Here is a 24289-nt window from a genome sequence, read left to right on the forward strand (position 1 = left end):
CCGGTTGGGGCCGAAGGTTTTTCGGTCGGTGCGACTTGCCACCAAGGTCTCACCGACAACTTTTCTTGTCAAGCCTTCTTCGCGACCACCGCCAGCGTCGTGTACGCGAGCGTGAAGCCGCCACCGAGCGCGTCGATGGCCGCGCCGACGCCGGCGAGCACGTCGGCCAGCGCGTCCGGCGCGAGCCGGGTCAGTCCGCCGGTCGTGGGCAGGAAATCCAGCCACTCGTCCCGGGTGTACGTCCGTTCCCAGGCGAACGACCACCGTTCGGGTTCACCGAAGCGGCCCGATTCCCGGATCCCGTCGGCGAACTTGGCGAACATGACGTCGTACAGCTCAGCAGGACTTCTCGACTCCCCCGCGAACGGCGAGTCCGGCAGCACCCGGCGAATGCCTGCGGCAAGGGCGTCCGCCACCGGCCCCGGCGGCTGGAACACGTGCGCGAACACGGCAAGCAGGCCATCGGAACGCAGGACATCGGCCGCTTTGGCCGCACCGGCAACGGGATCGACCCAATGCCAGGCCTGCCCGGCAACGACGGCGTCGAAGGTCCGTCCCGCACTGTCCCAGTCCTCGAACGTCGCGACTTCGACGTCAACGCCGGTACCGCGAGCAAAGGCGGCCATCCGAGGATCAGGGTCGACCCCGAGCACGGAGCACCCGGCGCCCCGGAACTGCCGAGCCTCGATCCCGGTACCACACCCGACGTCGAGGAAGTCACGACCAGAACTCGCCGCGACAACACGATCGACGAGCTCAGCGGGATACTCCGGCCGAGCGCGGTCGTAGCGTTCGGCGTCGACCCCGAAGGATTCAGCGAAGGAACGAGCTTCATGAGGCAAAGTGGGCATGCGCCCACCATAGTGGGCACTCGCCCACTAGAACAACCGCGACAGCGTTCGCGCCGGGCGTAACGGAGAATGGAGCCATGCCAACCGGGGTCCACCTACGCGACGTACGCCAGCAGCTGTTCCAAGCAGCCGAGCGAGTCCTCCTCCGCGAAGGCCCCAACGCCCTGACCAGCCGAGCGGTAACAGCGGAAGCCGATGTGGCGAAGGGCGTGTTGCACCGCCACTTCACCGATTTCGACGAGTTCCTGGCGGAGCTGATCAAGGACCGCATCGCCCGCCTGACGGACCAGTCGGCAATCCTGGAGGCATCAGCGGGAACACGCAGTGTGGCCGACAACATCATCGACGCACTGACCGAGCTGTTCGACCCGGTATCGGTGGCCCTGACCAGCTTGCTGTTCTTCCGCGACGAACTCCGAACCCGCCTACGCGACCCCAACGGCGGCCTCCCCTTCCTGGCGGAGGCAAGGGAGATGCTCGCGGCCTACCTGAAAGCAGAGCGCGCCCAGGGCCGCATTGCGGCAGACGCAAACACGGATTCCCTGGCTGTATCCCTGATCGGAGCAGGCCACCTGATCTTCGCGGGCCGCCCCCGCCACACGCTCCCGAACCCGGCCGAGCTGACCCAGATGGTGCACACGATCACAGCGGACGCAGTCCAGCGCAGGCTGTTGTGAAAGTCAGAAGTGGACAAAGCCTGGCCACAAACAGGACGCAACCAGCCTGGGGGTCCGGGGGCGTGCCCCCGGCGGGGGTGTGGGGGTTCGACCCCCACCGGACACAACGAGAAGAGCCCCGCTTGCGTTTTCCGCAAGCAGGGCTCAACCGCGAATCTCGTGGGCGATACTGGGATCGAACCAGTGACCTCTTCGGTGTGAACGAAGCGCTCTCCCCCTGAGCTAATCGCCCGTCGTACGAACTTCCACGAGGTCCCGGGGGTGGGCTCGTGGTGCGCGATACTGGGATTGAACCAGTGACCTCTTCCGTGTCAGGGAAGCGCTCTCCCGCTGAGCTAATCGCGCGCTGCGGAACTCCGTACTCGCTGAAGCATATCGGATGGTTCCGGAGCGTCAGCAGGGGGTCGGGTGTGACCGGGGGCACGGCGGAAACCGCCGTGACACGAAGGTGCCGAAACGGGCAGACTGCAGGAAGACAGCACGCTTGACGTCCCGGCTGTCGCCGGGTCCGTGCGCCGACCAGGAGAGCTCTCACCTCGATGACCGACACCGTGTCCACCCCGCCCGCCGACGTCGACCGCGCTCCGGTGCGCCCGGGCCTCCTCATCGGGGTCTTGGTGCTGTCGGCGTTCGTGATGATCCTCAACGAGACGATCCTGAGTGTCGCGTTGCGCGACCTGACCGTCGACCTGCGGGTGCCGACGACGACCGTGCAGTGGCTGACCAGCGGGTTCCTGCTGACGATGGCCGTGGTCATCCCGACGACCGGGTTCTTGCTCGAGCGGTTCTCGCCGCGGACGGTCTTCCTGTTTTCGCTGTCGGCGTTCAGCCTCGGCACGCTGTTGTGCGCGGTCGCGCCCGGGTTCGGGGTGCTGATGGCCGGGCGGGTGGTGCAGGCGTGCGGCACGGCGGTGATGCTGCCGTTGCTGATGACGACGGTGATGCGGCTGGTGCCGCCGGAGCGGCGTGGCGCGACGATGGGGACGATCACGATCGTCATCGCGGTGGCGCCCGCGATCGGGCCGACGATCGGCGGCGCGGTGCTGTCGTCGCTGGGCTGGCGGTGGATGTTCTGGATCGTGCTGCCGCTGTCGGTCGCGGCGCTGGTGACCGGCGCGCTGCAGCTGCGGCTGACGAGCGAGACGCGGCGGGTGCCGCTGGACGTGCCGTCGGTGCTGCTGTCGGCGATCGGGTTCGGCGGTGTGCTGTACGGGCTGTCGTCGTCCGGTGAGCAGGCCGGCGCGGAGCCGCTGGTGCCGATGTGGGTGCCGATCGTGGTCGGCGTGGTCGCGCTGGTGGTGTTCACGTGGCGGCAGCTGCGGCTGCAGCGTCGTGACCGGGCGTTGCTGGATCTGCGGCCGTTCACGCACCGGAGTTTCGTGGTGGCGGTGGTGCTGATGGCGCTGCTGTTCGTGTGCCTGATCGGCGCGGCGGCGATCCTGCTGCCGCTGTACCTGCAGACGGTGCTGCACACGAGCACCTTCGTGAGCGGTCTGGCGGTGCTGCCCGGCGGCTTGGTGCTGGGTCTGCTGGGTCGTCCGGTGGGGTCGCTGTTCGACAAGGTCGGCGCGCGCCCGCTGGTGATCCCGGGTGCGGCGGCGATGGCGGTGTCGCTGTGGCTGTTCACGATGCTGGGGGCGGGCTCGCCGCTGATCGCGGTGATCGGGATCCACGTGCTGCTGATGACCGGGCTCGGGCTGATGATGACGCCGCTGTTCACCGAGTCGCTGGGTTCGCTGCCGGATCACCTGTACTCGCACGGGAGCGCGATCCTGGCGACGCTGCAGCAGGTGGCGGGCGCGCTGGGGACGGCGGTGTTCGTGAGCGTGGCGACGCTGTGGAGCGCGGACGGCGCGGCGGCGGGGCCGGACGCTGCCGGGCTGCGGGCCGCGTTCGTGGTGGCCGGCGTGATCGGGCTGGTCTCCTTCGCGGGGACCTGGCTGATCCGCTCGAAGTCCGGCGCCAAGGCGACTCCGACGCACTGACGGCGGGCCGCGGCCCGGATGCAGTGAATGACTCATTCCTGGCGTCCGGCGCAAGGAATGAGTCATTCACTGCGTGCGACACGTGCGGAAATCGGTCCACTTCGGACGGAGAAAGTCCCGCTTCCGCTCAGCGAAGGCTGGGGGAGACCTGCGAGCGAAAGCGGGAGTTCGGGGCCGGTACGGGGGTCGCCTCGCGGCGAGTGGCTCGACACGGCTCCAGCCGAACTGGCACTCTTCAAAGACAGAGCCGTGAAGGCAGTGGGTGAGGCCCGGGGACTCCTCCGTACCGACACCCGTTACAACGTCCCGCGCCCGCCGGTGTTCCCCGACGTGACCGGGCTCATGCCAGCATCCGGCCCCAAGAAAACGCCCAGCCGCGCACGGTCCGCCGCGGCCGGTCCGGACGTCAGCGGGGCCATCGCCCGCGAGACCTGCGCACGATCGTCACCGAACGCGCCGACCGGGGCCGTCCGCTGACGTGGGTGGAGATCGGCGCGCCTGCAACTCGTCGGCAGCGGCCGGGGTTCGGTGCCCACCCGGGACACCGTCGCCGAGCTGCGGGCCCTCGTCACCGGGATCGGCCGCTTCCGGACCGACGCGCGTCCGGTGCCCCTCCAGGACGTCGAAACCGCCTGGCGGACACCGGAACGACTCAGCGCGTCGTGATCACCCCTGGAGCTCCTTGACCTTCGGCGTCGCCCGCACGCCCGAGTGCAGGTACCGCTCCCCCGTCGGCAGCGTGTAGAACGTCACCGACACCCAGCCGCGCATGCCCGCCGGGCTGTACGCGAAGTGCGCCGGACCGACCGGCACCAGCTCGTCCTCGGTCGTCGGCTCCGGCACCAGCTCGGCGAGCGGGCCGGTGACGGTCTGCCGGATCCACAGCTTTCCCTCGCGGGTGAGGACTTCGGTGCGGACCGACTCCCGCTCGTAGACGCCGAGGAACTCCGAGGCGTCGACGTCGGGAGCCGGCACGGCCGGTTCCAGCGGCCGCGGCATCGCCACGCCCGCCAGCTCGGCGAAGAGCTCGCGGTAGAGCTCCTCGTAGAGGTCGTGGGTACTGCCGCCGTTGGTGAGCAGCGTGATCGCCAGCCCGTGCCCGGGCAGGATCCGCAGGAAGGCCGCCTGCCCGATCGTGTTGCCGTCGTGGCCGTAGACGCGGTGGCCGTCCCAGCCGAAGCGGATCCAGCCGAGGCCCCACGAATCGCCGAGGGTGTCCTTGTCCGGCATCTCGAACTGCTCTTCGGTCATCGCCTGCGCGGATTCGGCCGAGAGCACGCGCGAGCCGTCCGGGCCGAGGCCGCCGGTCAGGTGCAGGCGGGCGAACGCGAGGACGTCGTCGGTCGATGCCGTGATGAGCCCGGCCGGGCCCGCCGAGCGCTGCAACCCCCACACCGGCGCCGGCTCCGGCTCGGCGTCCCCGGCCGCGACGTGGCCCATCGCCGCGCGCTGCAGGAGCGCTTCCTCCGGCAGGGTGCTCGTCCGCTCGAGACCGAGCGGCGTGAACAGGCGCTCGCGCAGAGCCGCGTCCCAGGTCTTGCCGGTCAGCTTCTCGATCACCCGGCCGACGAGGACGAACCCCGAGTTGCAGTAGGACAGCGTCGCGCCGAGCGGGTGCGTCTGCGCGGCTTGGTCGAGGATCGCGACGTACTTCTCGAGGCAGTCGTCGCCGCGGCCGGTGTCGGTGAAGACGTCGCCGTCGATGCCGCTGGTGTGCGTCAGCAGGTGCCGCAGCGTCACCTTCTTCGTGACGTCGGGGTCGGCGAGCCGCAGCTCGGGCAGGACGTCGGCGATCGGCGCGTCGAGCTGCAGCAGCCCTTCGTCGACCAGCTGCATCGCGACGGTCGCCGTCCACACCTTGGTGATCGAGCCGATCTGGAACACCGAGTCGTCGGTGACCTCGACCCCGGTCGCCTTGTTCAGCACGCCGTGGCTCACCTGCACGACCTCGTCGCCGTCGAGGCGCAGGATGCCCAGCGCCGCACCGGGAACGCGGTGCTTGCGCGCGAGCTCGGCGAGGCGGCGGCGCCAGTGCGCGGCGTCGATCGGCACCCGGACCGGCTGGCCCGGCTCGCCCGCGTGCTGCTCCACCCAGTCGGCGACGCGGCGGTTGAAGTCGGCGCGGTGCGACGGGCGGCCCTCGAGGATGAACAGGTGCGACGCGCCCGGGTAGAGCACCAGCCGAGTGGGCACGCCCTGCTCGCGCAGGCCGGTGAACCACTGTTCGGCCTGCCCGGCGGGGCACCGGTCGTCGGCGGCGCCGTGCACGACCAGCGTCGGCGTGCGCACCTTTTCCACCTGCGCCAGCGGGGAAAGCGCCGCGTAGTGCGCGCGGTTCTCCGCCGGGACGGCCCCGAGCTCGGCGACGCCGAGGTAGTGGCCGCTGTCGGACGTGCCGGCCATGCTGACCACGTCGCTGACGACCCCGCCCGCGACCGCGGCGGCGAACCGGTCGTCGCGGCTGGTGAGGTAGCACGTCATGAAGCCGCCGTAGCTGTAGCCGGTCACCGCCAGCCGTCCCGCGTCCGCCGTCCCTTCCGCGACGAGCTGGTCCAGCGGCTCGAGGAAGTCCTTGGCGTCGGCCACGCCCCAGGCGCCGACCGCGGCGGTGTAGAACGCTTCGCCGTAGCCGTCGCTGGCGCGCGGGTTGAGCAGCAGGACCGCCCACCCGCGCGCGGCGAGCCGCTGGTGGTAGAGGTGCACGGCGTCGGCGGTGCCGTTCCACGCGTTGTGCGGGCCGCCGTGGATGTCCAGCAGCAGCGGGAGCGGGCCGGTGCGGGCGGGGTCGCGCAGCAGCCAGCCGTGCACGACGGTGCCGTCGGAGACGGTGAACTCCCGCTCCTCGCGCGTGAACAACTCTACGTCGCCGGGGCCGTGGGCGGTGTGCACCCGCGCCGCTCCCCCGGTGACGTCGACCGTCGCGATCTCGCCGAACGACGCCGGCGTGCTCAGCACGACCGCCGCGGTGGTCCCGGCGACGCTCAGCCCGTCCACGGCGGTTCCGGCCTCGCCGAGGACGCGCCGCGGCTCGCCACCCGCGACGTCGACGGCGTACAGGTGCGTGCAGCCGCGGTCGCGGACGCAGAACAGCACCGCCGAGCCGTCGCCGAAGAGCCGCGGGACCGCGCCGGGGTAGCCCGGGCCGCCCGCCATCACGTTGCGGTCGAGGGACGCGGCGAGGTCGACGGTCTCGCCGCCGTCCAGGGGAACGCGCAGCAGACCGGCGTGGCCCGGCGCGGTGTCGCGGCGGCCGATGACGAGCAGGGCCGTACCGTCCGCGGTCCAGGTGACGGTCCCGCTCATCCCGTCGGCCGAGCCGGCCAGGCGCGGCTCCGAGGTCCGGTCACCGGGCTCGAGAACGTAGACGCCCGAACGGAAAGTCAGGTCGGGGTCGGCGTCGAGGGCACCCGGGAACGCCAGCTTCGAGCCGTCCGGCGACCAGGCGGGATCGCCCGCGTGCCAGTCCCCCGACGTCACCCGGCGGACCTCGCCCGTGGCGACGTCGAGAACGTGGACGTGCTTGCGCAGGGTCCGCAGCAGCCCGGCGCCGTCGGCCTTGAAGTCCAGCCGGTCGGCGACCACCGGGGCGCTCGCGCGGCGGCCCTGCGCGCCGTCGTCTTCGCCTTCCTCGGCGGCGAGGTCGATCGGGGCGCTGAAGGCGATCTCGGCGCCGTCCGGGCGCCACACGGGGGTGCCCGCGCCCAGCGGCAGCGTGGTGACCTGCTCGGGCTCACCTCCGTCGGCGGGCAGCAGCCACAGCTGCGCCGGGCCGTCGTGGGCGCGCAGGAACGCGATCCGCGTCCCGTCCGGCGACCACACCGGGGCCGCGTCGGCGGTGCCGCGGGTCAGCCGGCGCGGCTCGCCCGGCGCGGCCACGGCGACCTGCCAGAGCGACCGGGTGTCCTCGTCCTTCTCGCGGTCGGCGGTGCGCAGCGCGTAGACGATCCGCGTGCCGTCCGGGGAAATCGCCGGTTGCTCGGGGAACTCCAGGGCGTACAGGTCGTCGATGCCGATACGGCGGGTCATGCGGATCTCCTTGTGGGATGACGGGCTCACGCGGCGAAGTGGCAGGCCGCGTGGTGCGGCCGGTGGGCGGCGTCGTCGGCCGGGTCGGCGCTGACGCAGAGCGTGCGGTCGGTGTGCACGAGCGGGCCGATCGGGCACCGCGGGTGGTAGCGGCAGCCGGGCGGCGGGTGGTGCGGGTCGGCGGGTTCGGTGTCGGCGAGCGGGTCGCCGCCCACGTCGTCGAGCAGGCCGCGGTGCGCCGACGGCGCGGCGGCCAGCAGGTCCCGCGTGTACGGGTGCCGCGGGTCGGTGAGGACCTGCTCGGCGGGCCCGGCCTCGACGATCCGGCCGAGGTACATCACCGCGACGACGTCGCTGACGTACCGCACCACCGCGAGGTTGTGGGAGATGAACAGCATCGACAGCGCCAGCCGCCGCTGCACGTCCCGGACCAGGTTGAGCACCGCGCCCTGCACCGAGACGTCGAGCGCCGAGGTGATCTCGTCGGCGATCAAGACCTGGGGCCGCCCGGCCAGCGCCCGGGCCAGGGCGACGCGCTGGCGTTGCCCGCCGGAGAGCTGCCCGGGCAGCATCGTGGCCCGTTCCGGGTCGAGCTGGACCAGGTCGAGCAGCCTCGCCACCTCGTCCCGCCGGGCTCCGCGGGAAATGTCCCGGGGCATGGCTTCGGTGATCGATTCGCCGATCGCCATCCGCGGGTCCAGCGACGAATACGGATCCTGGAACACCATCTGCAGCGGGCGGCGCCGGGGCAGCTTCCGGACGTCGACGCCGCCGAGCCGCACCCGGCCCCCGCTGACCGGAGCGAGCCCGACGGCGGCCCGGGCGAGCGTCGACTTGCCCGAGCCGGACTCGCCGACGAGGCCGACGACCTGTCCGGACGGGACGGTCAGGCTGACGCCGTCGACCGCGGTCAGCTTGCCGTAGCGGACGCTCACCGCATCGAACTCCAGCGCGCTCATGCGCACGCCTCGCTGACGCTCGGCCCGGCCTGAGCGGACGGCGCGGTGTCGATCGATTCGCTCGCAGGCTCGCTCATGCGGCACCTTCCTCCCGTGACTGTCCGGAAAGGACACTGACCTGCGGGTGCCAGCACGCGACCCGGTGCGTGCCGGCGGCCGGTGCCAGCACCGGGTCCTCGTCCCGGCAGCGGTCGGTCGCCAGCGGGCACCGGGCGGCGTACGCGCAGCCGGCCGGCACCTGGTCCGGCTCCGGCGGGCGGCCGGGGATCACTTCCAGGGGCGCGTCGCGGTCGGTGTCGAGGTCGACGGTCGTGGCCAGCAGCGCCCGCGTGTACGGGTGCTGCGGCGGGCTTCCGGTGGGCAGGTCCTCGACCACGCGCCCGGCGTACATCACCAGCATCCGTTCGCACGTCTGGGAAACGACGGCGATGTCGTGGCTGATGAGCAGGATCGCCGCGCCTTCGGCTTCGCGGGTGCGGGCGAGCAGGCGCAGCACCTGGCGCTGCACGGTGACGTCGAGCGCGGTCGTCGGCTCGTCGGCGATGACGAGCTTCGGCCGCCCCATCAGGCCCATGCCGATCATCGCGCGCTGCCGCATGCCGCCGGAGAACTCGTGCGGGTACTGGCGGGCCCGCCGGGCCGCGGCCGGGACGCGCACCGCGGTCAAGCGGTCGATCGCGCGGGCGAACGCCGCTCGCCGCGACAGGCCGTGGTGCTGTTCGGACACCTCGGCGAGCTGCCGCCCGACCCGGCGAGCCGGGTTGAACGACGTCATCGGGTCCTGGAACACCATGGCGAGCGACGTGCCGAGCTCGCGGTCCGAGGCCTTGTCCACGGGCTTGCCGTCGAACTCCAGCCGGTCCGCGGTGACCACGCCGGGCGCTTCGATCAGGCGCGACACCGCCAGCGCGGTCAGGCTCTTGCCGGAGCCCGACTCGCCGACGACGCCGACCGCTTCCCCGGCGCGGACGCTGAAGCTCACTCCGCGTACCGGCACCGTCCACCCGGCCGGGCCCGGGAACGCCACCTGGAGGTTCTCGACGACCAGCACGGCGTCGTCCGGGACCTCGCCGGCGGCCGCGGGCCGCGGGGCCGGCAGCGGGCCCGCCGCCCGCCGCGACGCGCGCGTCCGGACCCCGACCACGCCGGCCACCGTTTCCCCCACCAGGTTGAACGCGAGCCCGGCCAGCACCACGGCCCCGCAGGGCGCGAGCGCGGCCACCGGGTTGACGTAGATGCCGTCCAGTCCTTCGCGCAGCAGCCGGCCCCAGTCGAAGTCCGGTGCCTGCACGCCGATCCCGAGGAACGACAGGCCCGCGAAGGCCAGCAACGCCGAACCGGCCCCGATGGTCGCGTTCACGACGAGGGGTTCCCCGATGTTGGGCAGGACGTGCCGGGCCAGCAGCCGGATCCGCCCGACGCCGGACACCCGGGCCGCGGCGACGAAGTCGCGTCCGCTCACCGACGCGGACAGCGTCTGCACGAGCCGGGCGAACGCCGGCGCCATCGCGAACGCGATCGCCAGCACCGCGCCCTGCGTGCCGACGCCGAAGATCACCGCGAAGAACAGCGCCAGCAGCAGGCCGGGGAACGCGACCGCGATGTCGACGGCCGCGATGACCAGCCGGCCCGCCCACCGCGGCAGGACCGAGGGCAGCGTGCCGAGCACGACCCCGGTGCCGACGCCGATCGCGGTCGCGAGGACCGCGAGCCCGATCGACAGCCGGGTCGCGACCAGGGTGCGGAGCAGGAGGTCGCGGCCGAGGGAGTCGGTGCCGAACGGGTGCGCGCCCGAGGGGCCCTGGCCGATGGCGTCGGTGTCGATCGCCGCGGCGCCGTCGCCCCACACGAGCGGGGCGAGGACCGCCAGCAGGACCACCACGGCCAGCAGCACCGCCGAGCACGCGCCCACCGGGGTGCGCACGGCCGCCACCCACGCCGAGCCCCGTCGTCGAGCCATCTCAGGCCTCCCGGATCGCCGAGCGGGGGTCGAGCAGCCCGAGCAGGACGTCGACCAGCAGGTTGACCAGCAGCACGCCGACGCCGTAGACCAGCACGATCCCCTGCACCAGCGGGTAGTCCTTCGTCACGATCGACTGCACGATCGTCGAGCCGAGGCCGGGCCAGGCGAACACGTTCTCCACCAGGACCGTGCCCGCGACCATCCCGGTCAGCATCAGCCCGCCCAGGGTGAGGGTCGCGGTGAGCGCGTTCGGCAGCGCGTGCCGGACGTAGACCAGCCGCGCGGGCAGCCGCTTCGCCCGCGCCGTGCGGACGAAGTCGGCGCCCAGCACGGAAAGCAGCTCGACCCGGATGATCCGGGCCAGCACCGCCGCCGGCCCGATCGCCAGGGCCGCGACCGGCAGCACGTACGCGCTCACGTCGTCGGCGCCCGCCACCGGGAACCAGCCGAGGCCGACGGCGAGCAGCGCCACCAGCCCGACTCCGACCAGGAACTCGGGAATGGCGGCGACGAGCACGCTCATCGACGTGAAGCCCAGCTCCGCGCCCCGGCGGCGGCCGCCGCGCGTGAGCACCGCGAAGCAGACGCCGAGCGGGACCGCGACGAGCACCACGACGGCGAAGGCCGGCACGGCCAGCTGCAGCGTGGCGGGCAGCCGGTCGCCGATCACCTGCGCGACCGGCTGCCCGCTCACCATCGACGTCCCGAAGTCGCCGGTGACCAGACCGCGCAGGTAGTGCCCGTACTGCACCCACAGCGGGTCGTCCAGCCCGAGCGCCTGGCGCCGGGCGGCGACCAGGTCGGCGGGCGCGGTCATGCCGAGCGCCGCCCGGACCGGGTCGCCGGGGACCAGGTGGATCATCAGGAACGCCGCGGTGAGCAGCGCCCACAGCGAGACGGCGAACCGGGCCAGCCGCCGTGCGGCGAACGCCGGCCACGGACCGCCGCGCAGGCGGGCGGGCGCCGCCGCGGTGGTCACTTCGCGAGCATCCGGATCGAGGACGGCATCAGGCTGCCCTGGCTGAACGTGAACTTCGCGCCGCTGCCGTAGGTCGGGACGACGGAGTCGAAGTAGGGCACCGCGTCCACCCGCTTGACCAGCGCGGTCTCCGCCGCGTTCCAGTCCGGGCAGCTCGCCTCGCCGGGCTTCGACGCCGCCTGCTGCACCGCCTGGTCGTAGCCGGGGTTGGCGATGTGGGCGAAGTTCGTGCCGTCCGGGGCGGCCGGGCCGGAGACGAACGGCACCAGCTGGCTGGGCAGCGCGAAGCCGACCGGGCCGAGGGACACCTCCCACTCGCCGGTGCCGAAGAGCGCCTGGTTGAGGCCCGGGCTGTCGACGCCCTTCAGCGTGACCTCGGCGCCGAGCGACTTCCACATCTGCTGCAGCAGTTCGGCGGTGGGCGCCATCGTCGGGCCGAGCTGCGTGCCGTAGAGGACGGTGAGCGTGAGCCGCTTGCCGTCCTTGGCGCGGACGCCGTCCGCCCCCTTCTTCCAGCCCGCGGCGTCCAGTGCCGAGGCCGCGGTCGCGGGATCGTGGGCGGGCAGGTTGCCGGTGACGGTGTCCCCGGTGCAGACCTTCGGCTCGGCGGTGATCATGCCCTGCGACGGCTTGCCCGCGCCGGCGGTCAGCACCTTGCCCAGCTGGGCCAGGTCGAGGCCCTGGGTGAGCGCGCGGCGGACGGCCTCGTCCTGGCCGGGCCGGCCGGTGGCCTGGTTGTAGAAGATCTCGCCGAGCGGGGCGAGGTAGTCCGCGTGGAACAGCTTGCGCCCCTCCAGGCGCTGCCGGTCGGGCCCGTTGATCGCCGCCGCGTTCAGCTCGCCCGACAGCAGCAGGTTGGTGGCGGTGGTGGTGTTCGGGATGACCCGGACGACGACCTTGTCCGGCAGGCCGGTCTCGGCCTTCCAGTCGCCGGGACCCCACGTGTAGTCCTTGCGGCGGGTCAGCGTGTAGTGGTCGTTCGGGACGACCTCGCTGATCGCGAACATGCCGGTGCCGCTCTCGCCCTTGGCCAGCAGCTTGCGGTCGGCCAGGCCCTTGGCGCAGGCGATCGGCACGCCACCGATGTTGCGGAGCAGGAACGCGTCCGGCTTCCCGCTGGTGACGGTGATCGTCCGGGTCGCCTCGTCGGCGGTCGCCTTCGTGCCGGGGGCGATGTAAAGACCGGCGATCGGCGACTTGTTGGCCGGGTCGCCGATGAAGTTCACGTTGGCGGCGACGTCGGCGGCGGTCAGCGGGGCGCCGTCGGAACAGGTGACGCCGGGGCGCAGGGTGAAGCTCGCCGTCGTCGTCGTGGTGGCGTCCCACTTTTCCGCCAGCCCGGCGACCGGCTTGCCGTCGGCGGACTGCCCGAGCAGCGAGTCGTAGAGGAACAGGTCGAGCTGGATCGCCACCGAGAACACCGTCATGTGCGGGTCGATGGTGCCCGGGTCCGAGCCGATGCCGAGGCTGAACGTCTTGCCGTCCACCGGGGTGCCGTCGCCGGCGCCCGGGCCGCTGCCCGATCCCCCGCAGGCGGTCGCGGCCAGGGCGAGCACCCCGAGCACGACCCCCGCCGTCCGAGTCCTGGTCATGGTGTTTCCTTCCGCAGGTGGTCCACGGCGAGGCGGGCGGCCTCGCCGATCGCGGCGTCGACGGCGGGTTGCCGCTCGGCGAGGGAGTCCGCGCGGGTGAAGACGGCGACGGCGAACCGGCGGCCGTCCGGGTAGGACACGACGCCCGCTTCGTTGCGCACCGCGGGCAGGGTGCCGGTCTTGGCCGCGACGGCGACGTCGGAGCCGAAGCCGGACGAGATCCGGTGGGGCCAGATCTGCCGCGCCATCATCGACCGCACCCGTTCGCACGCGGCCGGCTCCGCGGCGCGGTCGGTCCAGATCGCGTCGAGCAGCGTGGTGGTCTCCCGGGGCGTGGACGCCGACGTGCGCTCCGGGTCGAGCACCGCCAGCTTCCGGGTCTGCTCCGGCGTCGCGCCGGCGAACACGGCGTCGAGGTCGGCGTCTTCGGCCGCGCCGAGGTCCGCCAGCACGGAGGCGAAGAGGTCCTCGCAACAGCCGATCAGCCGGGTGTGGCGCAGGTCGAGGTCGGCGAGCACGCGGTCGACGGCTTCCTGGCCGACGCGGTGGAAGACGACGTCGGTGGCGGCGTTGTCGCTCATCGTCAGCATGAACAGCGCGAGGTCGCGCCAGCTCAGCTCGACGTCGTCGGCGCACCCCGCCGTGCCGATCCCGCCGATGCGGTACCGCTTTCCGACGCGGGTCCGGGCGGTCTCGTCGAGCCGGCCCGCGACGACCTCACGGGCGTAGGCGACGGCGACCGGGATCTTGAACACCGACGCGAGCACCACCGGGTCGTCCGCGCCGACGGCCACCTCCGGCCCGCCGCCGACCTCGCGCGCGTGCAGGAAACCCCGCGCGCCGGCCCCCACGAAGACGTCGGCGATCGCCGTCTCGACGGGACTCACGCGCTGACCCGCCGGTCGGCCCGGCCGGTGTGCAGGTAGAGCGCCCGGCCGGTGCCGTCGTCCCCGACGAAGGCGTGCGGCAGGTACATCCCCTGCATCGGCTCGGCCAGGATCAGCGTGTCGCCGTTCATCGCGACCAGCTCGGTCTTCTCCGGCTTGGCCAGCTCCGCGAAGATCCCCTTCGGGACGCGCTCGACCCAGACGCGGCCGTCGCCGTCCTGGCTGACCGTGATGTCCGCGACGGACGACGCGTACTCCCCGACGTACCGCGTGGCGTCGACGCGCGGTGCGTCCGGAGCCGGCACCGGCAGCACGGCGAGCTCGATGCCGGTCAACTCCTTCAGGAGGTGGCCGACGACCTCGGTGTACACCGGGATCGGGTGGCCACCGTTGGTCAGCAGCGCGACGGCGACGTCGTGTCCGGGCGCGAGGCGCAGGAACGACGACTGGCCGATCGTGCCGCCGTCGTGGCCGACGACCCCGCCGTCGTCGAAACCGAAGAGCGACCAGCCGAGGCCCCACGCCCGGCCCATCAGGCCGAGGTGGGGCAGCTCCACCACGCGCTCCCGCATGGCGCGGGCGCTGTCCGCGCTCAGCACGCGGGTGCCGTCCGGGCCTTCGCCGTCCCGCAGGTGCATGCCGGCGAACGTCACGAGGTCACGGGCGCGCATGGCGAGCATCGCTCCGGCCGGGGCGTTGGACGGCGCCAGTGCCCAGATGCCGGCGGGTTCGGGTTCGGCGCCGGGTTCCCGTGCCACGTGACCCAGCGCGGCCCGGAAGCGGATCGCCTCGTACGGGCTCGCGGCGGCGTGCGTCAGTCCCAACGGGACGAACAGGTACTCGGCCAGGCAGTCGTTGTAGGGCTTGCCGCGCAGCACTTCCACGACGCGGCCGAGCACGCAGAACGCGGCGTTGTTGTAGGAGAACATCTCGCCGGGGGCGAAGAGCTGGGGCACGTCGCCGAGGGTGGCGACGTACTTTTCGACGCAGTCGGCGCCGCGGCCGGTGTCGGTGAAGATGTCGCCCTCGAAGCCCGCGGTGTGGCACGTCAGCTGCCGGACGGTGATCCGCGCGGCGGCGCCGGAGTCGGCGAGCCGGAAGTCCGGCAGGTACTTCCGCACCGGCTGGTCGAGATCGAGCAGGCCTTCGTCGACGAGCTGCAGTGCCAGTGTCGTCGTCCAGATCTTGGTGATGGACCCGATCTGGAACAGCGAGTCCGTGTCGGCTTCGACGCCGGTGCCCTTGTTGAGCACCCCGGCCGCGTGGTCGATGATCTCGCCGCCGGCGTACACGGCCACGGCCGCGCCGGGCACCTGGTACTCGGCCAGCAGCGCGGGGAGCCGGCTTTCCAGCCAGGCGGAGAGTTCGGTGAGCTTCGACATGGTTGCCTCTCGTCCGACGATGGGGAACCGGCGATGCGGGGATGCTAGGACGGCGACCGGGGCGGCCGATTCGTCGAAACCGACGAGAACCGGCGAAACTTTCATCGCGGCGGACGAATCACCGCGGCCGCAGCCGCCGGGGCAAGGCGGACCGGGCCGCCGCGTACCCCACGGCGACCCGGATCCGGACCTTCGACGTGGTGACCGCCGCCCGGACCGCGTACTGCCGGGCCCGCGCGATCATCGTGTCCACTGTGGTCATGACGCGAGCCAGGACTTCGCGGTGGTGACCTCGGCGAGCCGCGCCGGGATCGGGGTGACGCCGAGGCCGGGCCCGGACGGCACCGGCAGCCGGCCGCCTTCCAGCACGAACGGTTCGGTGATGTCGTCGGTGTAGAACCGGTCCGACGCCGAGGTGTCGCCGGGCAGGGTGAAGCCGGGCAGCGACGCGAGCGCGACGTTGGCCGCCCGGCCCAGCCCCGTCTCGATCATCCCGCCGCACCACACCGGGACGCCGTGCGCGGCGCAGACGTCGTGCACCCGCCGCGCCTCCAGGTACCCGCCGACGCGGCTCGGCTTGATGTTGACGATCCGGCACGCGCCGAGCTTGATCGCGTCGGCGGCCGAGCGGGCGGAGACGACGGACTCGTCCAGGCAGATCGGCGTCCGGATGTGCTTGGCCAGCTCGGCGTGGCCGAGCACGTCCTCCTCTTCGAGGGGCTGCTCGATCAGCAGCAGCTCGAAGGGGTCGAGCCGCTGCAGCTGCGGCACGTCAGAGAGCGTGTACGCCGTGTTCGCGTCGACCTGCAGCAGGATGTCGTCGCCGAAGCGCTCCCGGACCGCGCGCACCGGCTCGACGTCCCAGCCGGGTTCGATCTTCAGCTTGATCCGCAGGTACCCGGTGTCGAGGTAGCCGCCGACGACGTCGAGGAGCTTCGGGATCGTGTCCATGATGCCGACCGACACCCCGCACGGCACGGAGTCCCGGGTGGATCCCAGCGCCGTGCCGAAGGACACGCCGTGGGCGCGCAGTTCGGCGTCCAGCACCGCCATCTCCAGTGCGGCCTTGGCCATCCGGTGGCCCTTGAACTTCGCCAGCAGCGGCGCGACCTTGTTCGCGGTGAGGTCGCCGGCCGCGAGGAGCGTGGGCACGAGGAAGGTCCGCAGCACGTGCTCGACGCCGTCGACGTACTCGGACGAGTAGAGCGGGTCGACCATCGCGCCGCACTCGCCCCAGCCCTCGCCTTCGGACGTCACCGCGCGCAGGAGCAGCAGTTCGCGTTCGGCCTGCGTGCCGAACGACGTCCGGAACGGCGCGACCAGCGGCATCCGGACACGCAGGAGTTCCACCCCGGTGAGTTTCACGATGACTGCTCCTTCGCGACCACGTACCAGCCGGCACGATCGAATCCGACGACCGAGGCGCCGCCGGCCAGCAGGCCGCCGAGCACCTCCCGCAACGCGACTCGCCACGCCCGGCCCCGGCCGGGGTCGGCGCGCCGGAGCGCCTCGATGTCCGGCGGCACGGCCACGAGCACGACCGGCGCGTCGGCGGGCCCGGTGACCGGGTCACCGCCGGGGCCGGCGGCCAGCGCGACGGCGGCGCCCCGGGCTTTCAGCGTGGCCGCGTCGAGCCGGGCCGGCTCGCCCTCGGCGGCCGCCCGCACGGCCGGGCTCGCCAGGTCCCAGACGGCCATGAGCCGGTCGGTGTCGCCCCCGCTGTTGATGCCGTCCTCCATCGGGCCGTAGAAGTCGGGCAGGTACTGCTCCGCGCGGGCGGCGAGCTTGGTGAGGTTGAAGTGGGCGTTGCGCCGCACCAGCGGGTCGAACGTCCACGAGATCACCGGGACGTCCTGGCGCAGGGCCCACGCGCGCTGGTGCAGCTTGAGCGCGAAGCCGATGCCGCGGCCGTACCCGGCGGTCGCGACCCCGGCGATGTGGCTGTGCAGTCCCCCCTTCGCGGGCCCGCCGAAGAACCCGAAGCACGCGCCGAGGAGGTCGGGCCCGTCGAACGCGCCCGCGACGTAGTTACCCGCCGAAACCATGGCGCGCAGCAGTTCGGGCGTCACGAGCTGGTTGCCGGGGGCCGGGCGCCAGATCGACTCGAAGAGCCGGGTCACGGCGATCAGGTCGGCGACCTCGGCCAGGGCCCGGACCTGGACCCCCGAGGCCGTGGCGGCGGCGACCGCGCTGGCGGCCGCCTCGTCCCGCAGCGGCGGGGCTGTGTTCGTCACGACTTCTGTCACGCCTCCGATCCTGTCCGGAGGCCGCCGGCGGGTCACCGTTGTCCCGCACCGGATTCGCCCCGCGCGTTCGTCGGGGCGGACGAACTCCGTTGCGTCAGCACGGTTTCGGTGAGTGCCTTGAGGAGTGCGGTGCGGCGGGCCAGCTCGGCGACGACGACGTGCTCGTCGTCGGCGTGGGCGCCGCCGCCGACCGCGCCGAGGCCGTCGAGCGTCGGAATGCCCAGCCCGGCGGTGATGTTGCCGTCGGACGCGCCGCCGACCGCCGCTTCGGTGAGCGTCCCGCCCGCGAGTTCGTTCGCGAGCACGAACAGCTCCGACGAGGCTCGCGCGTCCAGCGGCGCGCGGTTGACGCCGCCGGCGATGTGGATCCGGGCCTTTCCGTGCACCGGGGTGAGGCTTCTGATGGCACGGTCGACCCGGTCCTGTTCGGCCGCGTCCCACGCGCGGACGTCGACGGCGACGCTCGCCTTGGCGGGCACGGTGTTCGTCGTGGTCCCGGCCGTGAGCGCGGTCGGGACCACGGTGGTGCCGCTCGCCGGGTCGGCGAGCGCGGCGATCGCGAGGATCTGGTGGGCGACCTCGATCCCCGCGTTGACGCCCTTCTCCGGTTCAAGCCCGGCGTGTGCGGCGCGGCCTTCGACCTCGACGCGGTACAGGGAAACGCCTTTGCGGCGCGTCTTCAGCGCGCCACCGTCGGCCGAGGCCTCGAGCACGAAGACCGCGTCGCAGCTCTTGGCTTCCTCCTCGATCAGGGTGCGGGACAGCGGCGAGCCGATCTCCTCGTCGCCGGTGACGAGGATCGAGAGGCCGTCGCGGCCGGGCAGCGCGGCGGCGGCGTGGAGGGCCATCACGACCCCGGCCTTCATGTCGAAGCAGCCGGGTCCGCGCAGGATCCCGTCGCGGACTTCGAAGGGGTGCGTGCGCAGGGATCCCAGCGGCCACACGGTGTCGTGGTGGCCGAGCAGCAGGACCCGAGGCGGGCCGTCGCCGAACCGCCAGCGCAGGTGCGTGCAGCCGTCGGTGATGATGCGTTCGGGCTCGACGCCGAGGAGGCGGCGGCCGACCCCCGCGACGACCTCGGCGCTGCGCGCGACGGCTTCGTGGTCGGCCGAGGGCGACTCGCAGCGGACGAGCGTCTCGATGTCGTCGATCACCGCGGCTCACCCCGCAATGGCTTGCCGGGCAGCGCGTCGGTGTTCAGATTTCCTTCGCTGATCACGGGAACCCCGGCGACGTAGAGGTGCCGGACGCCGACGGACGGCCGGGTCGGGTCGGGGTAGGTCGCGGTGTCGGTGATCCGGGCCGGGTCGAGGACGACGAGGTCGGCGTCCGCGCCCACGCCGAGGTGACCCTTGCAGCGGGCGCCGGGCGCGACGTCGTCGAGGAGCCGCGAAGGCAGGTAGGAGCAGCGGCGGAAGGCTTCGAGCCAGCTCCACGCCCCGGTTTCGCGGACCATCAAGCGCAGGGTCTTCGCGAAGGTCCCCGCGGTCCGCGGGTGCGTCGTGCCGCCCGGGGGCAGCGGCCACTCGGTGCTCTCGGTGCGGCCGTCCGGCCAGTAGACCGGCATGGCGTCGCTGGCCACGACGGCGTCGGGAAAGGCGAGCGCCTGGTGCAGCAGCCCGCGATCGCGGGGGTCCCGTTCGTCGAGGAACTCGAGGAGGCAGGGCGCGCCCGGGTCTTGCCGCCGCAGCTGCCGGAGACGTCCTTCGTCGCGGACCCGCTCCCCGGTTTCGAGGATGACGACATTCGACGGCTTCAAGCCCTTGAGCCGCAGCCGTTCCGGCTCGATGAAGGCGGCGCCGACCGCCGTGCTGCCCGCACCGTACGGATAGGCCTCGACGGTGACGCGCGAGCCTTCGCGGCGGGCGGTGTCCAGGGTGGCGAGGACGCGGTCGATGTGGTGGCCGGAGGTGCTGTTGACGTGGCAGTGGTGCATCGCGGCACCGGTCTCGCCCGCGGCGACGGCGACCTCGACGGAGCCGTCGACCGGGATCGCCGGATCGACCTCGACCAGCTCGCGCACGTGGGTGTAGGTGGGCACGCCGGCCTTCGCGGCGAGGTGCGCGACGGCCATGAACTCGCCGGGATCGGTGGCGGGCGCGTAGCCCATCAGGATGCCGATGCCGAGGGCTCCCCCGGCCAGTTCGGCTTCGAGCAGCGCGAGCCACGCGGCGAGTTCCTTCTTCGAGGAACTCCGTTGCCACTGCGGGTTCCCGAGGATCGCGAGCCCGCTGTCGATGCTCGCGTCGGGGGCGATGTTCGCGAGCACCTGCGCCCGGGCGGCGCCCCAGGACGCCGAAAAGCCGTAGTGCAGCGGACGTCCGGCTTTCGCGGCTTCGGCGTAGGCCCGCTCGATCGGCATGAGCCCGGCTTCGAGGTCGAGGGCGGTGGTGACGCCGTCCATGGCCTGCAGCCGCTGCCCGGCGACGGAGTGCACGTGGCTGTGCAGGTCGACGAACCCGGGCCCGACGACGAGCCCGGTGACGTCGACTTCCCTCGCATCCGGGGCGTCGAGGTCCGGGCCGACGGCTTCGACCGCGCCGTCGTTCAGCAGGACGTCGGCGACGCCGTCGAACCCGCTCCCGGGGTCCACGACCCGGCCGCCCCGCAGAAGTGTGTGCACCCGTCCGCCTCCTCGTCGTCGCCGATCGGGCTGACGTTAGGAGGATTTCCGGCGAGGCCGTTCGTCCGCGGCGACGAATCGGGGCGGCAGGGTTCAGCCGCGCGGACGAACCGGGGTCAGGCCGGGGTGACCGGGGCCAGGAGCAGGCCGGTGATCGCGTCGATCAGGCCCGTCCCCGCGTCGTCCCAGGTCGCCCTCGGCGTGGGGGTGCCCTCCGCCAGGGCCCGCTCGCGCTCCGCCGTCATGTGGATCATCAGCTGCCGGGCCATGTCGCCCCGCTCCGCGCGGACGTCCGCCGGCAGGCCGTCCAGGCAGCGGTTCAGCCCCTCGACCGCGCGGGCGAGCGCCGGGGACGCGAGCGACTCCTCCGCGATGATCTTCCGCAGCGCCGGGTCGGTCATCACCTGGGCGCTGAACCGGGCGAACCACGTCGGCGCGCCGAGTTCCCGCAGGTACGTCGTGCTCGGGCGGACCAGGCAGGCCACCCAGTCGCGCAGCCCGGCGTCCTCGCCGGTGGCCTCCACGAGCTCCGCGCGCAGCCGCTCCATCGGCCCGGTGTGCTTGCGGACGATCGCGCGGACCAGGTCGACTTTGGTGCCGAAGTGGTAGTTGACGGCGGCGTTGTTGCCCTGCCCGGCGGCCTCGCTGATGTGCCGGTTGGACACCACCTGCACCCCGTGCTCGGCGAACAACCGCTCCGCCGTCACGAGGATGCTCTCCCGCGTCGCACTCGCGCGGGCCGCCTTCACGTTCATTCCGAAACCACCTGGTCAGCCTGATCATCCACCGGGCCCCCACCTTACGGAGCCCACCGCGCCGGCGAGAAACCGGCGGAACGTGGCACTACAGCCACTGGCGGCGCGGGCGGTGCGTTCCTAGCGTCGTCGATCATGATCGCAGTGCTCGCGCCGATCCTGATCGGCCTCCTCTACGTCGTGCTCAGCTCCCTGATCGCCGAGCCCCACCGGCGGAAGTTCAACGCCGTCATGGTGGGCGGTGCCGGCGCGGCCTACCTTTCTGGCGGCGCGCTCGGGCCGTGGGAGCTGGTGTTCTGCGCCGTGCTGACGTACGTCGCGTTCCGCGGGCTCGACTCGTGGACGTTCATCGGCATCGGCTGGCTGCTGCACACCGGCTGGGACGTAGTCCACCACCTGAAGGGCCAGCCGATCCTGCCGTTCGCGCACGACTCTTCGTTCGGCTGCGCGTTCTGCGACCCGGTGATCGCGATCTGGTGCTTCACCGGCGGCCGGTCGGTCACCGCCTGGTTCCGGCGGGTTGGCGCGCCGGGAGCGCGGGTATCCGACCGGGCATGAGCACCGACGTCGAACGCGCCGCGCACGCCTTCTGCCCGCGGTGCCACCCCGATCCGCAGCCGGGTGAAGTGCTCGTCGCGCTGTGCGGCGCCCGCCACTCCTACCACGGCCGCCGCGACCGGCCGGTGAACACGTGCCCGGCCTGCGTGCGGCTGGCCTCGGCGAACGTCTACGCCTGCGGCCACCCCGGCGCCTGAAGGGCGGTTGTGTGAGCGCGAACAGCGGGCTAACGTGAGAATTCTTCACAATGGTGCCGTCCTGGAAGGAACGCCGCCTTGCGCCGAGTGTTCACCGCCTTCGCGACGGCTGTGCTGGCCGCGTCCGGGCTCACCCTCACCGCTCCCGCCGCGCACGCCGCCGGCGGCGGCACCTTCAGCGTGCTGTCCTACAACGTCGCTGGGCTGCCCGAGGCCATTTCCAGCGCCCCCACCCCGCGCGCGCCGAGCACGACCGCCATCGGGCAGCGCCTCGGCCCGTACGACCTGGTGCACGTCCAGGAGGACTTCAACTACCACGCCAACCTGTACGCGGCCGACGCCCACCCGTACCGGACGCCGACCAGCGGCGGCGCCGGGATCGGAAGCGGCCTGAACAGCCTGTCCACCCTGCCGAACGACGAGCTGGAGCGCGTCCGCTGGACCTCGTGCCAGTTCGACTCGGGCGACTGCCTGACGCCGAAGGGCTTCACCTTCACCCGGCTCCGGCTCGCCGAGGGCGTCTACGTCGACGCCTACAACCTCCACACGAACGCGGGCACCAACGCCGGCGACCAGGCGTCGCGCGCCGCGAACCTCGAGCAGCTCACGGCGTTCATCACCACGCACTCGGCGGGCAACGCCGTGCTCGTCATGGGCGACACCAACACCCGCTACACCCGGGCGGCCGACACGATTCGGGCGTTCGCCGCCGCCAACGGCCTCACCGACGCGTGGGTCCGGCTCGAACGCGGCGGTGTCCCGCCCGCCGCGGGCAGCGATCCCCTGGTGTGCGACGAAAGCGCGGTCACCAACGCGTGCGAAGTCGTCGACAAGGTGCTCTACCGCGGGAGCAAGCAGATCACTCTCGACGCGACGTACTACAACAACGACCACCGCGCGTTCCTCGACGCGTCCGGCGCGATGCTGTCGGACCACGACCCGGTGACCGTGCGGTTCAGCTGGGCGGACAACCCGGCGTTCCGGCTGAGCGACCGGTTCGGCGGCCCGCACGGCACGCCGTTCACCGACCTGGACCGGATTTCGCCGGCCGCGCGGGTGTCGGCGTTCACCCTGAGCGCGGGCAGCCGCGTCGACCGGATCGGCTCGACGTCGGCGGACGGCACGACGGTCAGCCACGGCGGAACCGGTGGCACCGCACGGACCTACCAGCTGGCCGACGGCGAGTACGCGGTCTCCGCCGAGCTGTGCCGAGGCAGCTACAACGGCCACACCCGGATCTTCTCCGCCCGCATCACGACCGACCGCGGCGGCACGCTCGCCGGCGGAACGACGACCGCGGACTGCACGACCGCGACGGCACCGGACGGCTGGCAGATCGCGGGGTTCCACGGCCGCGCGGGTGACGAGGTGGACCAGCTGGGCTTCGTCTACACGCGGCGCTGATCGGTCCACAATGGACGGACCAGCACCGGCAGCGCGGCCACCAGGGCGAGCCCGCGCACGACGGCCGCGACCAGGTACGGCGCCCGCAGCCCCAGCCCGTGCGCCAGGAGGCCGCCGGTCAGGGTCCCGAGCGGGATCAGGCCCCAGCCGAGCAGCCGGTACGCGCTGGAAACCCGGCCGAGGAGCGCGGCCGGCACGAACCGCTGCCGCAGACCGACGGTGACGATGTTCCACAAGGTCGTCGCGAACCCGTTGACGGCGAGGAACGTGCCGAGCACCACGGCGTCGCGGCTCAGGCCGATGCCCGCGAACGCGCCGATGTTCACCGCCAGCGCCGTCAGCACTGCCGCCCGCGGCCCGATCCGGGCCACCACCCGCGCGTTGACCAGCCCACCGAACACGCTGCCCAGCGCGGCCCCGGCGAGCAGCAGGCCGTAGCCGCGCGCGCCGAGGTGCACGACCTGGGTGGCGAGCAGGACCAGGGTCGCGTAGGCGAGCTGGCCGCAGAAGGCGTTGACGCCCACCAGGATCGCGAGCGTGCGCAGCAGCCGGTGCCGCAGGAGCCACGCCAGGCCGTCCCGGATCGCCGAGCGCGTCCGGGCACCACCGGCCCGCCGGGGCAGCGTCGCCACCAGGACGGCCGACACCGCGAACGAGACGGCGTCGAGCCCGAACGGGAGCGACGCCGCGACGCCGAACAGCAGGCTGCCCAGCGGTGGGCCGGCGAACTGCCCGGTGACCGTGGTGATCGCCTGCTGGCGGCCGTTGGCGCGGGGCAGCAGCGGCGCCGCGACCAGCTCCGGCACGATCGCCTGGGCCGCGGTCCCGAAGACGACGTCGCCCGCGCCGACCCCGAACGCCGTGACGACGAGGGCCGGGATGCCGATCGCCCCGCAGGTGGCCAGGACGGCGGTCACGGCGACCAGCACGGCCTGTGCCGCCTGCGCGCGCCACATCAGGCCGGCCCGGTCGTGGCGGTCGGCCAGCGCGCCGGCGGGGAGCGACAGCAGCAGCCACGGCAGGTAGGCCGCGGCCGAGACCAGCGAAACGAGCCGCGGGTCGTGGGTGACCGTGACGGTCAGCAGGGGCACCGCCGCGGTGAACGCGCCGGTGCCGAGGTTGTCGATGCCGGTCGCCCACAGGAGCCGCCGGAAGTCCGGTCCGATCATGACCCGATCCTTTGGCCCACCGCGGCTTCGCGGACA

The 24289-nt window shown here is 72.7% G+C and carries 21 protein-coding genes and 2 tRNA genes; 6 read left to right on the forward strand and 17 right to left on the reverse strand.

The features are described from left to right. Window positions 1-68: 68 nt before the first annotated feature. Window positions 69-851 (reverse strand): class I SAM-dependent methyltransferase, encoded by a 783-nt coding sequence (locus tag ACZ4TR_RS12630; protein WP_465287135.1) that lies wholly within the window; start codon window positions 849-851, stop codon window positions 69-71. Between the two features lie 77 nt (window positions 852-928). Here ACZ4TR_RS12630 and ACZ4TR_RS12635 point away from each other — a divergent pair, with 77 nt between their 5' ends. Continuing rightward, window positions 929-1528: a TetR/AcrR family transcriptional regulator gene (locus ACZ4TR_RS12635; protein ID WP_465287136.1), complete on the forward strand. Its 600-nt coding sequence runs from the start codon at window positions 929-931 to the stop codon at window positions 1526-1528. 160 nt (window positions 1529-1688) lie between these two features. Here ACZ4TR_RS12635 and ACZ4TR_RS12640 read toward each other — a convergent pair. Both ACZ4TR_RS12640 and ACZ4TR_RS12645 read right to left on the reverse strand, forming a co-directional pair. Continuing rightward, window positions 1689-1760 (reverse strand) — tRNA-Val (locus ACZ4TR_RS12640). A 38-nt stretch (window positions 1761-1798) separates the two neighbouring features. Next, window positions 1799-1873, reverse strand: a tRNA-Val gene (locus ACZ4TR_RS12645). 194 nt (window positions 1874-2067) lie between these two features. Between ACZ4TR_RS12645 and ACZ4TR_RS12650 the strand changes: the two genes are divergently transcribed. Further along, a complete protein-coding gene (locus ACZ4TR_RS12650) occupies window positions 2068-3513 on the forward strand; it encodes a DHA2 family efflux MFS transporter permease subunit (protein WP_465287137.1) in 1446 nt (481 codons plus the stop codon). A gap of 528 nt (window positions 3514-4041) precedes the next feature. Beyond that, window positions 4042-4179, forward strand: coding sequence for a hypothetical protein (locus ACZ4TR_RS12655; protein WP_465287138.1), 138 nt, complete (start codon window positions 4042-4044; stop codon window positions 4177-4179). On the opposite strand, the gene ACZ4TR_RS12660 is transcribed toward ACZ4TR_RS12655, so the two are convergent. The 13 genes from ACZ4TR_RS12660 to ACZ4TR_RS12720 all read right to left on the reverse strand — a co-directional run bounded on the left by ACZ4TR_RS12660 (window position 4180) and on the right by ACZ4TR_RS12720 (window position 20925). After that, complete coding sequence (locus ACZ4TR_RS12660; RefSeq protein WP_465287139.1) at window positions 4180-7539, reverse strand: serine hydrolase; 3360 nt, start codon at window positions 7537-7539, stop codon at window positions 4180-4182. 26 nt (window positions 7540-7565) lie between these two features. Further along, on the reverse strand, window positions 7566-8498 hold the full coding sequence (locus ACZ4TR_RS12665) for an ABC transporter ATP-binding protein (protein WP_465287140.1): 933 nt from the start codon (window positions 8496-8498) through the stop codon (window positions 7566-7568). Window positions 8499-8571: 73 nt separating this feature from the next. Then, window positions 8572-10458, reverse strand: a complete 1887-nt coding sequence (locus tag ACZ4TR_RS12670; RefSeq protein WP_465287141.1) for a dipeptide/oligopeptide/nickel ABC transporter permease/ATP-binding protein — start codon at window positions 10456-10458, stop codon at window positions 8572-8574. 1 nt (window position 10459) lies between these two features. Beyond that, complete coding sequence (locus ACZ4TR_RS12675) at window positions 10460-11440, reverse strand: ABC transporter permease (RefSeq protein WP_465287142.1); 981 nt, start codon at window positions 11438-11440, stop codon at window positions 10460-10462. Next, entirely contained in the window at window positions 11437-13032 is a 1596-nt protein-coding gene (locus tag ACZ4TR_RS12680) for an ABC transporter substrate-binding protein (protein ID WP_465287143.1), read from the reverse strand. Before ACZ4TR_RS12680 ends, ACZ4TR_RS12675 begins: the two co-directional genes overlap by 4 nt. After that, on the reverse strand, window positions 13029-13919 hold the full coding sequence (locus ACZ4TR_RS12685; protein ID WP_465287144.1) for a serine hydrolase: 891 nt from the start codon (window positions 13917-13919) through the stop codon (window positions 13029-13031). Before ACZ4TR_RS12685 ends, ACZ4TR_RS12680 begins: the two co-directional genes overlap by 4 nt. Continuing rightward, window positions 13916-15301 (reverse strand): serine hydrolase domain-containing protein, encoded by a 1386-nt coding sequence (locus ACZ4TR_RS12690; protein ID WP_465287145.1) that lies wholly within the window; start codon window positions 15299-15301, stop codon window positions 13916-13918. Before ACZ4TR_RS12690 ends, ACZ4TR_RS12685 begins: the two co-directional genes overlap by 4 nt. A gap of 118 nt (window positions 15302-15419) precedes the next feature. Then, entirely contained in the window at window positions 15420-15563 is a 144-nt protein-coding gene (locus ACZ4TR_RS12695) for a hypothetical protein (RefSeq protein ID WP_364517865.1), read from the reverse strand. Then, a complete protein-coding gene (gene menC, locus ACZ4TR_RS12700; protein ID WP_364517867.1) occupies window positions 15560-16666 on the reverse strand; it encodes an o-succinylbenzoate synthase in 1107 nt (368 codons plus the stop codon). Before menC ends, ACZ4TR_RS12695 begins: the two co-directional genes overlap by 4 nt. Next, window positions 16663-17547 (reverse strand): GNAT family N-acetyltransferase, encoded by an 885-nt coding sequence (locus ACZ4TR_RS12705; protein WP_465287146.1) that lies wholly within the window; start codon window positions 17545-17547, stop codon window positions 16663-16665. Before ACZ4TR_RS12705 ends, menC begins: the two co-directional genes overlap by 4 nt. 32 nt (window positions 17548-17579) lie before the next feature. Next, window positions 17580-18701, reverse strand: coding sequence for a M20 family metallopeptidase (locus ACZ4TR_RS12710; RefSeq protein WP_465287147.1), 1122 nt, complete (start codon window positions 18699-18701; stop codon window positions 17580-17582). After that, window positions 18698-20170, reverse strand: coding sequence for an amidohydrolase family protein (locus ACZ4TR_RS12715; RefSeq protein ID WP_465287148.1), 1473 nt, complete (start codon window positions 20168-20170; stop codon window positions 18698-18700). Before ACZ4TR_RS12715 ends, ACZ4TR_RS12710 begins: the two co-directional genes overlap by 4 nt. Before the next feature lie 116 nt (window positions 20171-20286). Further along, complete coding sequence (locus tag ACZ4TR_RS12720) at window positions 20287-20925, reverse strand: TetR/AcrR family transcriptional regulator (RefSeq protein ID WP_364517874.1); 639 nt, start codon at window positions 20923-20925, stop codon at window positions 20287-20289. A gap of 135 nt (window positions 20926-21060) precedes the next feature. Between ACZ4TR_RS12720 and ACZ4TR_RS12725 the strand changes: the two genes are divergently transcribed. From ACZ4TR_RS12725 to ACZ4TR_RS12735, 3 genes are all read left to right on the forward strand, one after another. Then, window positions 21061-21483, forward strand: coding sequence for a DUF6010 family protein (locus ACZ4TR_RS12725; RefSeq protein ID WP_465287149.1), 423 nt, complete (start codon window positions 21061-21063; stop codon window positions 21481-21483). Continuing rightward, complete coding sequence (locus tag ACZ4TR_RS12730; RefSeq protein WP_465287150.1) at window positions 21480-21680, forward strand: hypothetical protein; 201 nt, start codon at window positions 21480-21482, stop codon at window positions 21678-21680. The genes ACZ4TR_RS12725 and ACZ4TR_RS12730 overlap by 4 nt, the downstream gene beginning before the upstream one ends. Before the next feature lie 87 nt (window positions 21681-21767). Continuing rightward, entirely contained in the window at window positions 21768-23084 is a 1317-nt protein-coding gene (locus tag ACZ4TR_RS12735) for a jacalin-like lectin (protein ID WP_465287356.1), read from the forward strand. Here ACZ4TR_RS12735 and ACZ4TR_RS12740 read toward each other — a convergent pair. Next, a complete protein-coding gene (locus ACZ4TR_RS12740; protein WP_465287151.1) occupies window positions 23069-24253 on the reverse strand; it encodes an MFS transporter in 1185 nt (394 codons plus the stop codon). The two genes, ACZ4TR_RS12735 and ACZ4TR_RS12740, sit on opposite strands and share 16 nt — an antisense overlap. Window positions 24254-24289: the final 36 nt, after the last annotated feature.

It is taken from the genome of Amycolatopsis sp. NPDC028719 (genome assembly GCF_055565395.1).

What these genes read in the sequence shown, in the direction of transcription:
- ACZ4TR_RS12650 (WP_465287137.1), top strand. Translation starts at nt 2,068, where the DNA reads ATGACCGACACCGTGTCCACCCCGCCCGCCGACGTCGACCGCGCTCCG.
- ACZ4TR_RS12665 (WP_465287140.1), bottom strand. Translation starts at nt 8,498, where the DNA reads ATGAGCGCGCTGGAGTTCGATGCGGTGAGCGTCCGCTACGGCAAGCTG.
- ACZ4TR_RS12680 (WP_465287143.1), bottom strand. Translation starts at nt 13,032, where the DNA reads ATGACCAGGACTCGGACGGCGGGGGTCGTGCTCGGGGTGCTCGCCCTG.
- ACZ4TR_RS12635 (WP_465287136.1), top strand. Translation starts at nt 929, where the DNA reads ATGCCAACCGGGGTCCACCTACGCGACGTACGCCAGCAGCTGTTCCAA.
- ACZ4TR_RS12695 (WP_364517865.1), bottom strand. Translation starts at nt 15,563, where the DNA reads ATGACCACAGTGGACACGATGATCGCGCGGGCCCGGCAGTACGCGGTC.
- ACZ4TR_RS12690 (WP_465287145.1), bottom strand. Translation starts at nt 15,301, where the DNA reads ATGTCGAAGCTCACCGAACTCTCCGCCTGGCTGGAAAGCCGGCTCCCC.
- ACZ4TR_RS12725 (WP_465287149.1), top strand. Translation starts at nt 21,061, where the DNA reads ATGATCGCAGTGCTCGCGCCGATCCTGATCGGCCTCCTCTACGTCGTG.
- ACZ4TR_RS12660 (WP_465287139.1), bottom strand. Translation starts at nt 7,539, where the DNA reads ATGACCCGCCGTATCGGCATCGACGACCTGTACGCCCTGGAGTTCCCC.
- ACZ4TR_RS12670 (WP_465287141.1), bottom strand. Translation starts at nt 10,458, where the DNA reads ATGGCTCGACGACGGGGCTCGGCGTGGGTGGCGGCCGTGCGCACCCCG.
- ACZ4TR_RS12630 (WP_465287135.1), bottom strand. Translation starts at nt 851, where the DNA reads ATGCCCACTTTGCCTCATGAAGCTCGTTCCTTCGCTGAATCCTTCGGG.
- ACZ4TR_RS12730 (WP_465287150.1), top strand. Translation starts at nt 21,480, where the DNA reads ATGAGCACCGACGTCGAACGCGCCGCGCACGCCTTCTGCCCGCGGTGC.
- ACZ4TR_RS12720 (WP_364517874.1), bottom strand. Translation starts at nt 20,925, where the DNA reads ATGAACGTGAAGGCGGCCCGCGCGAGTGCGACGCGGGAGAGCATCCTC.
- ACZ4TR_RS12740 (WP_465287151.1), bottom strand. Translation starts at nt 24,253, where the DNA reads ATGATCGGACCGGACTTCCGGCGGCTCCTGTGGGCGACCGGCATCGAC.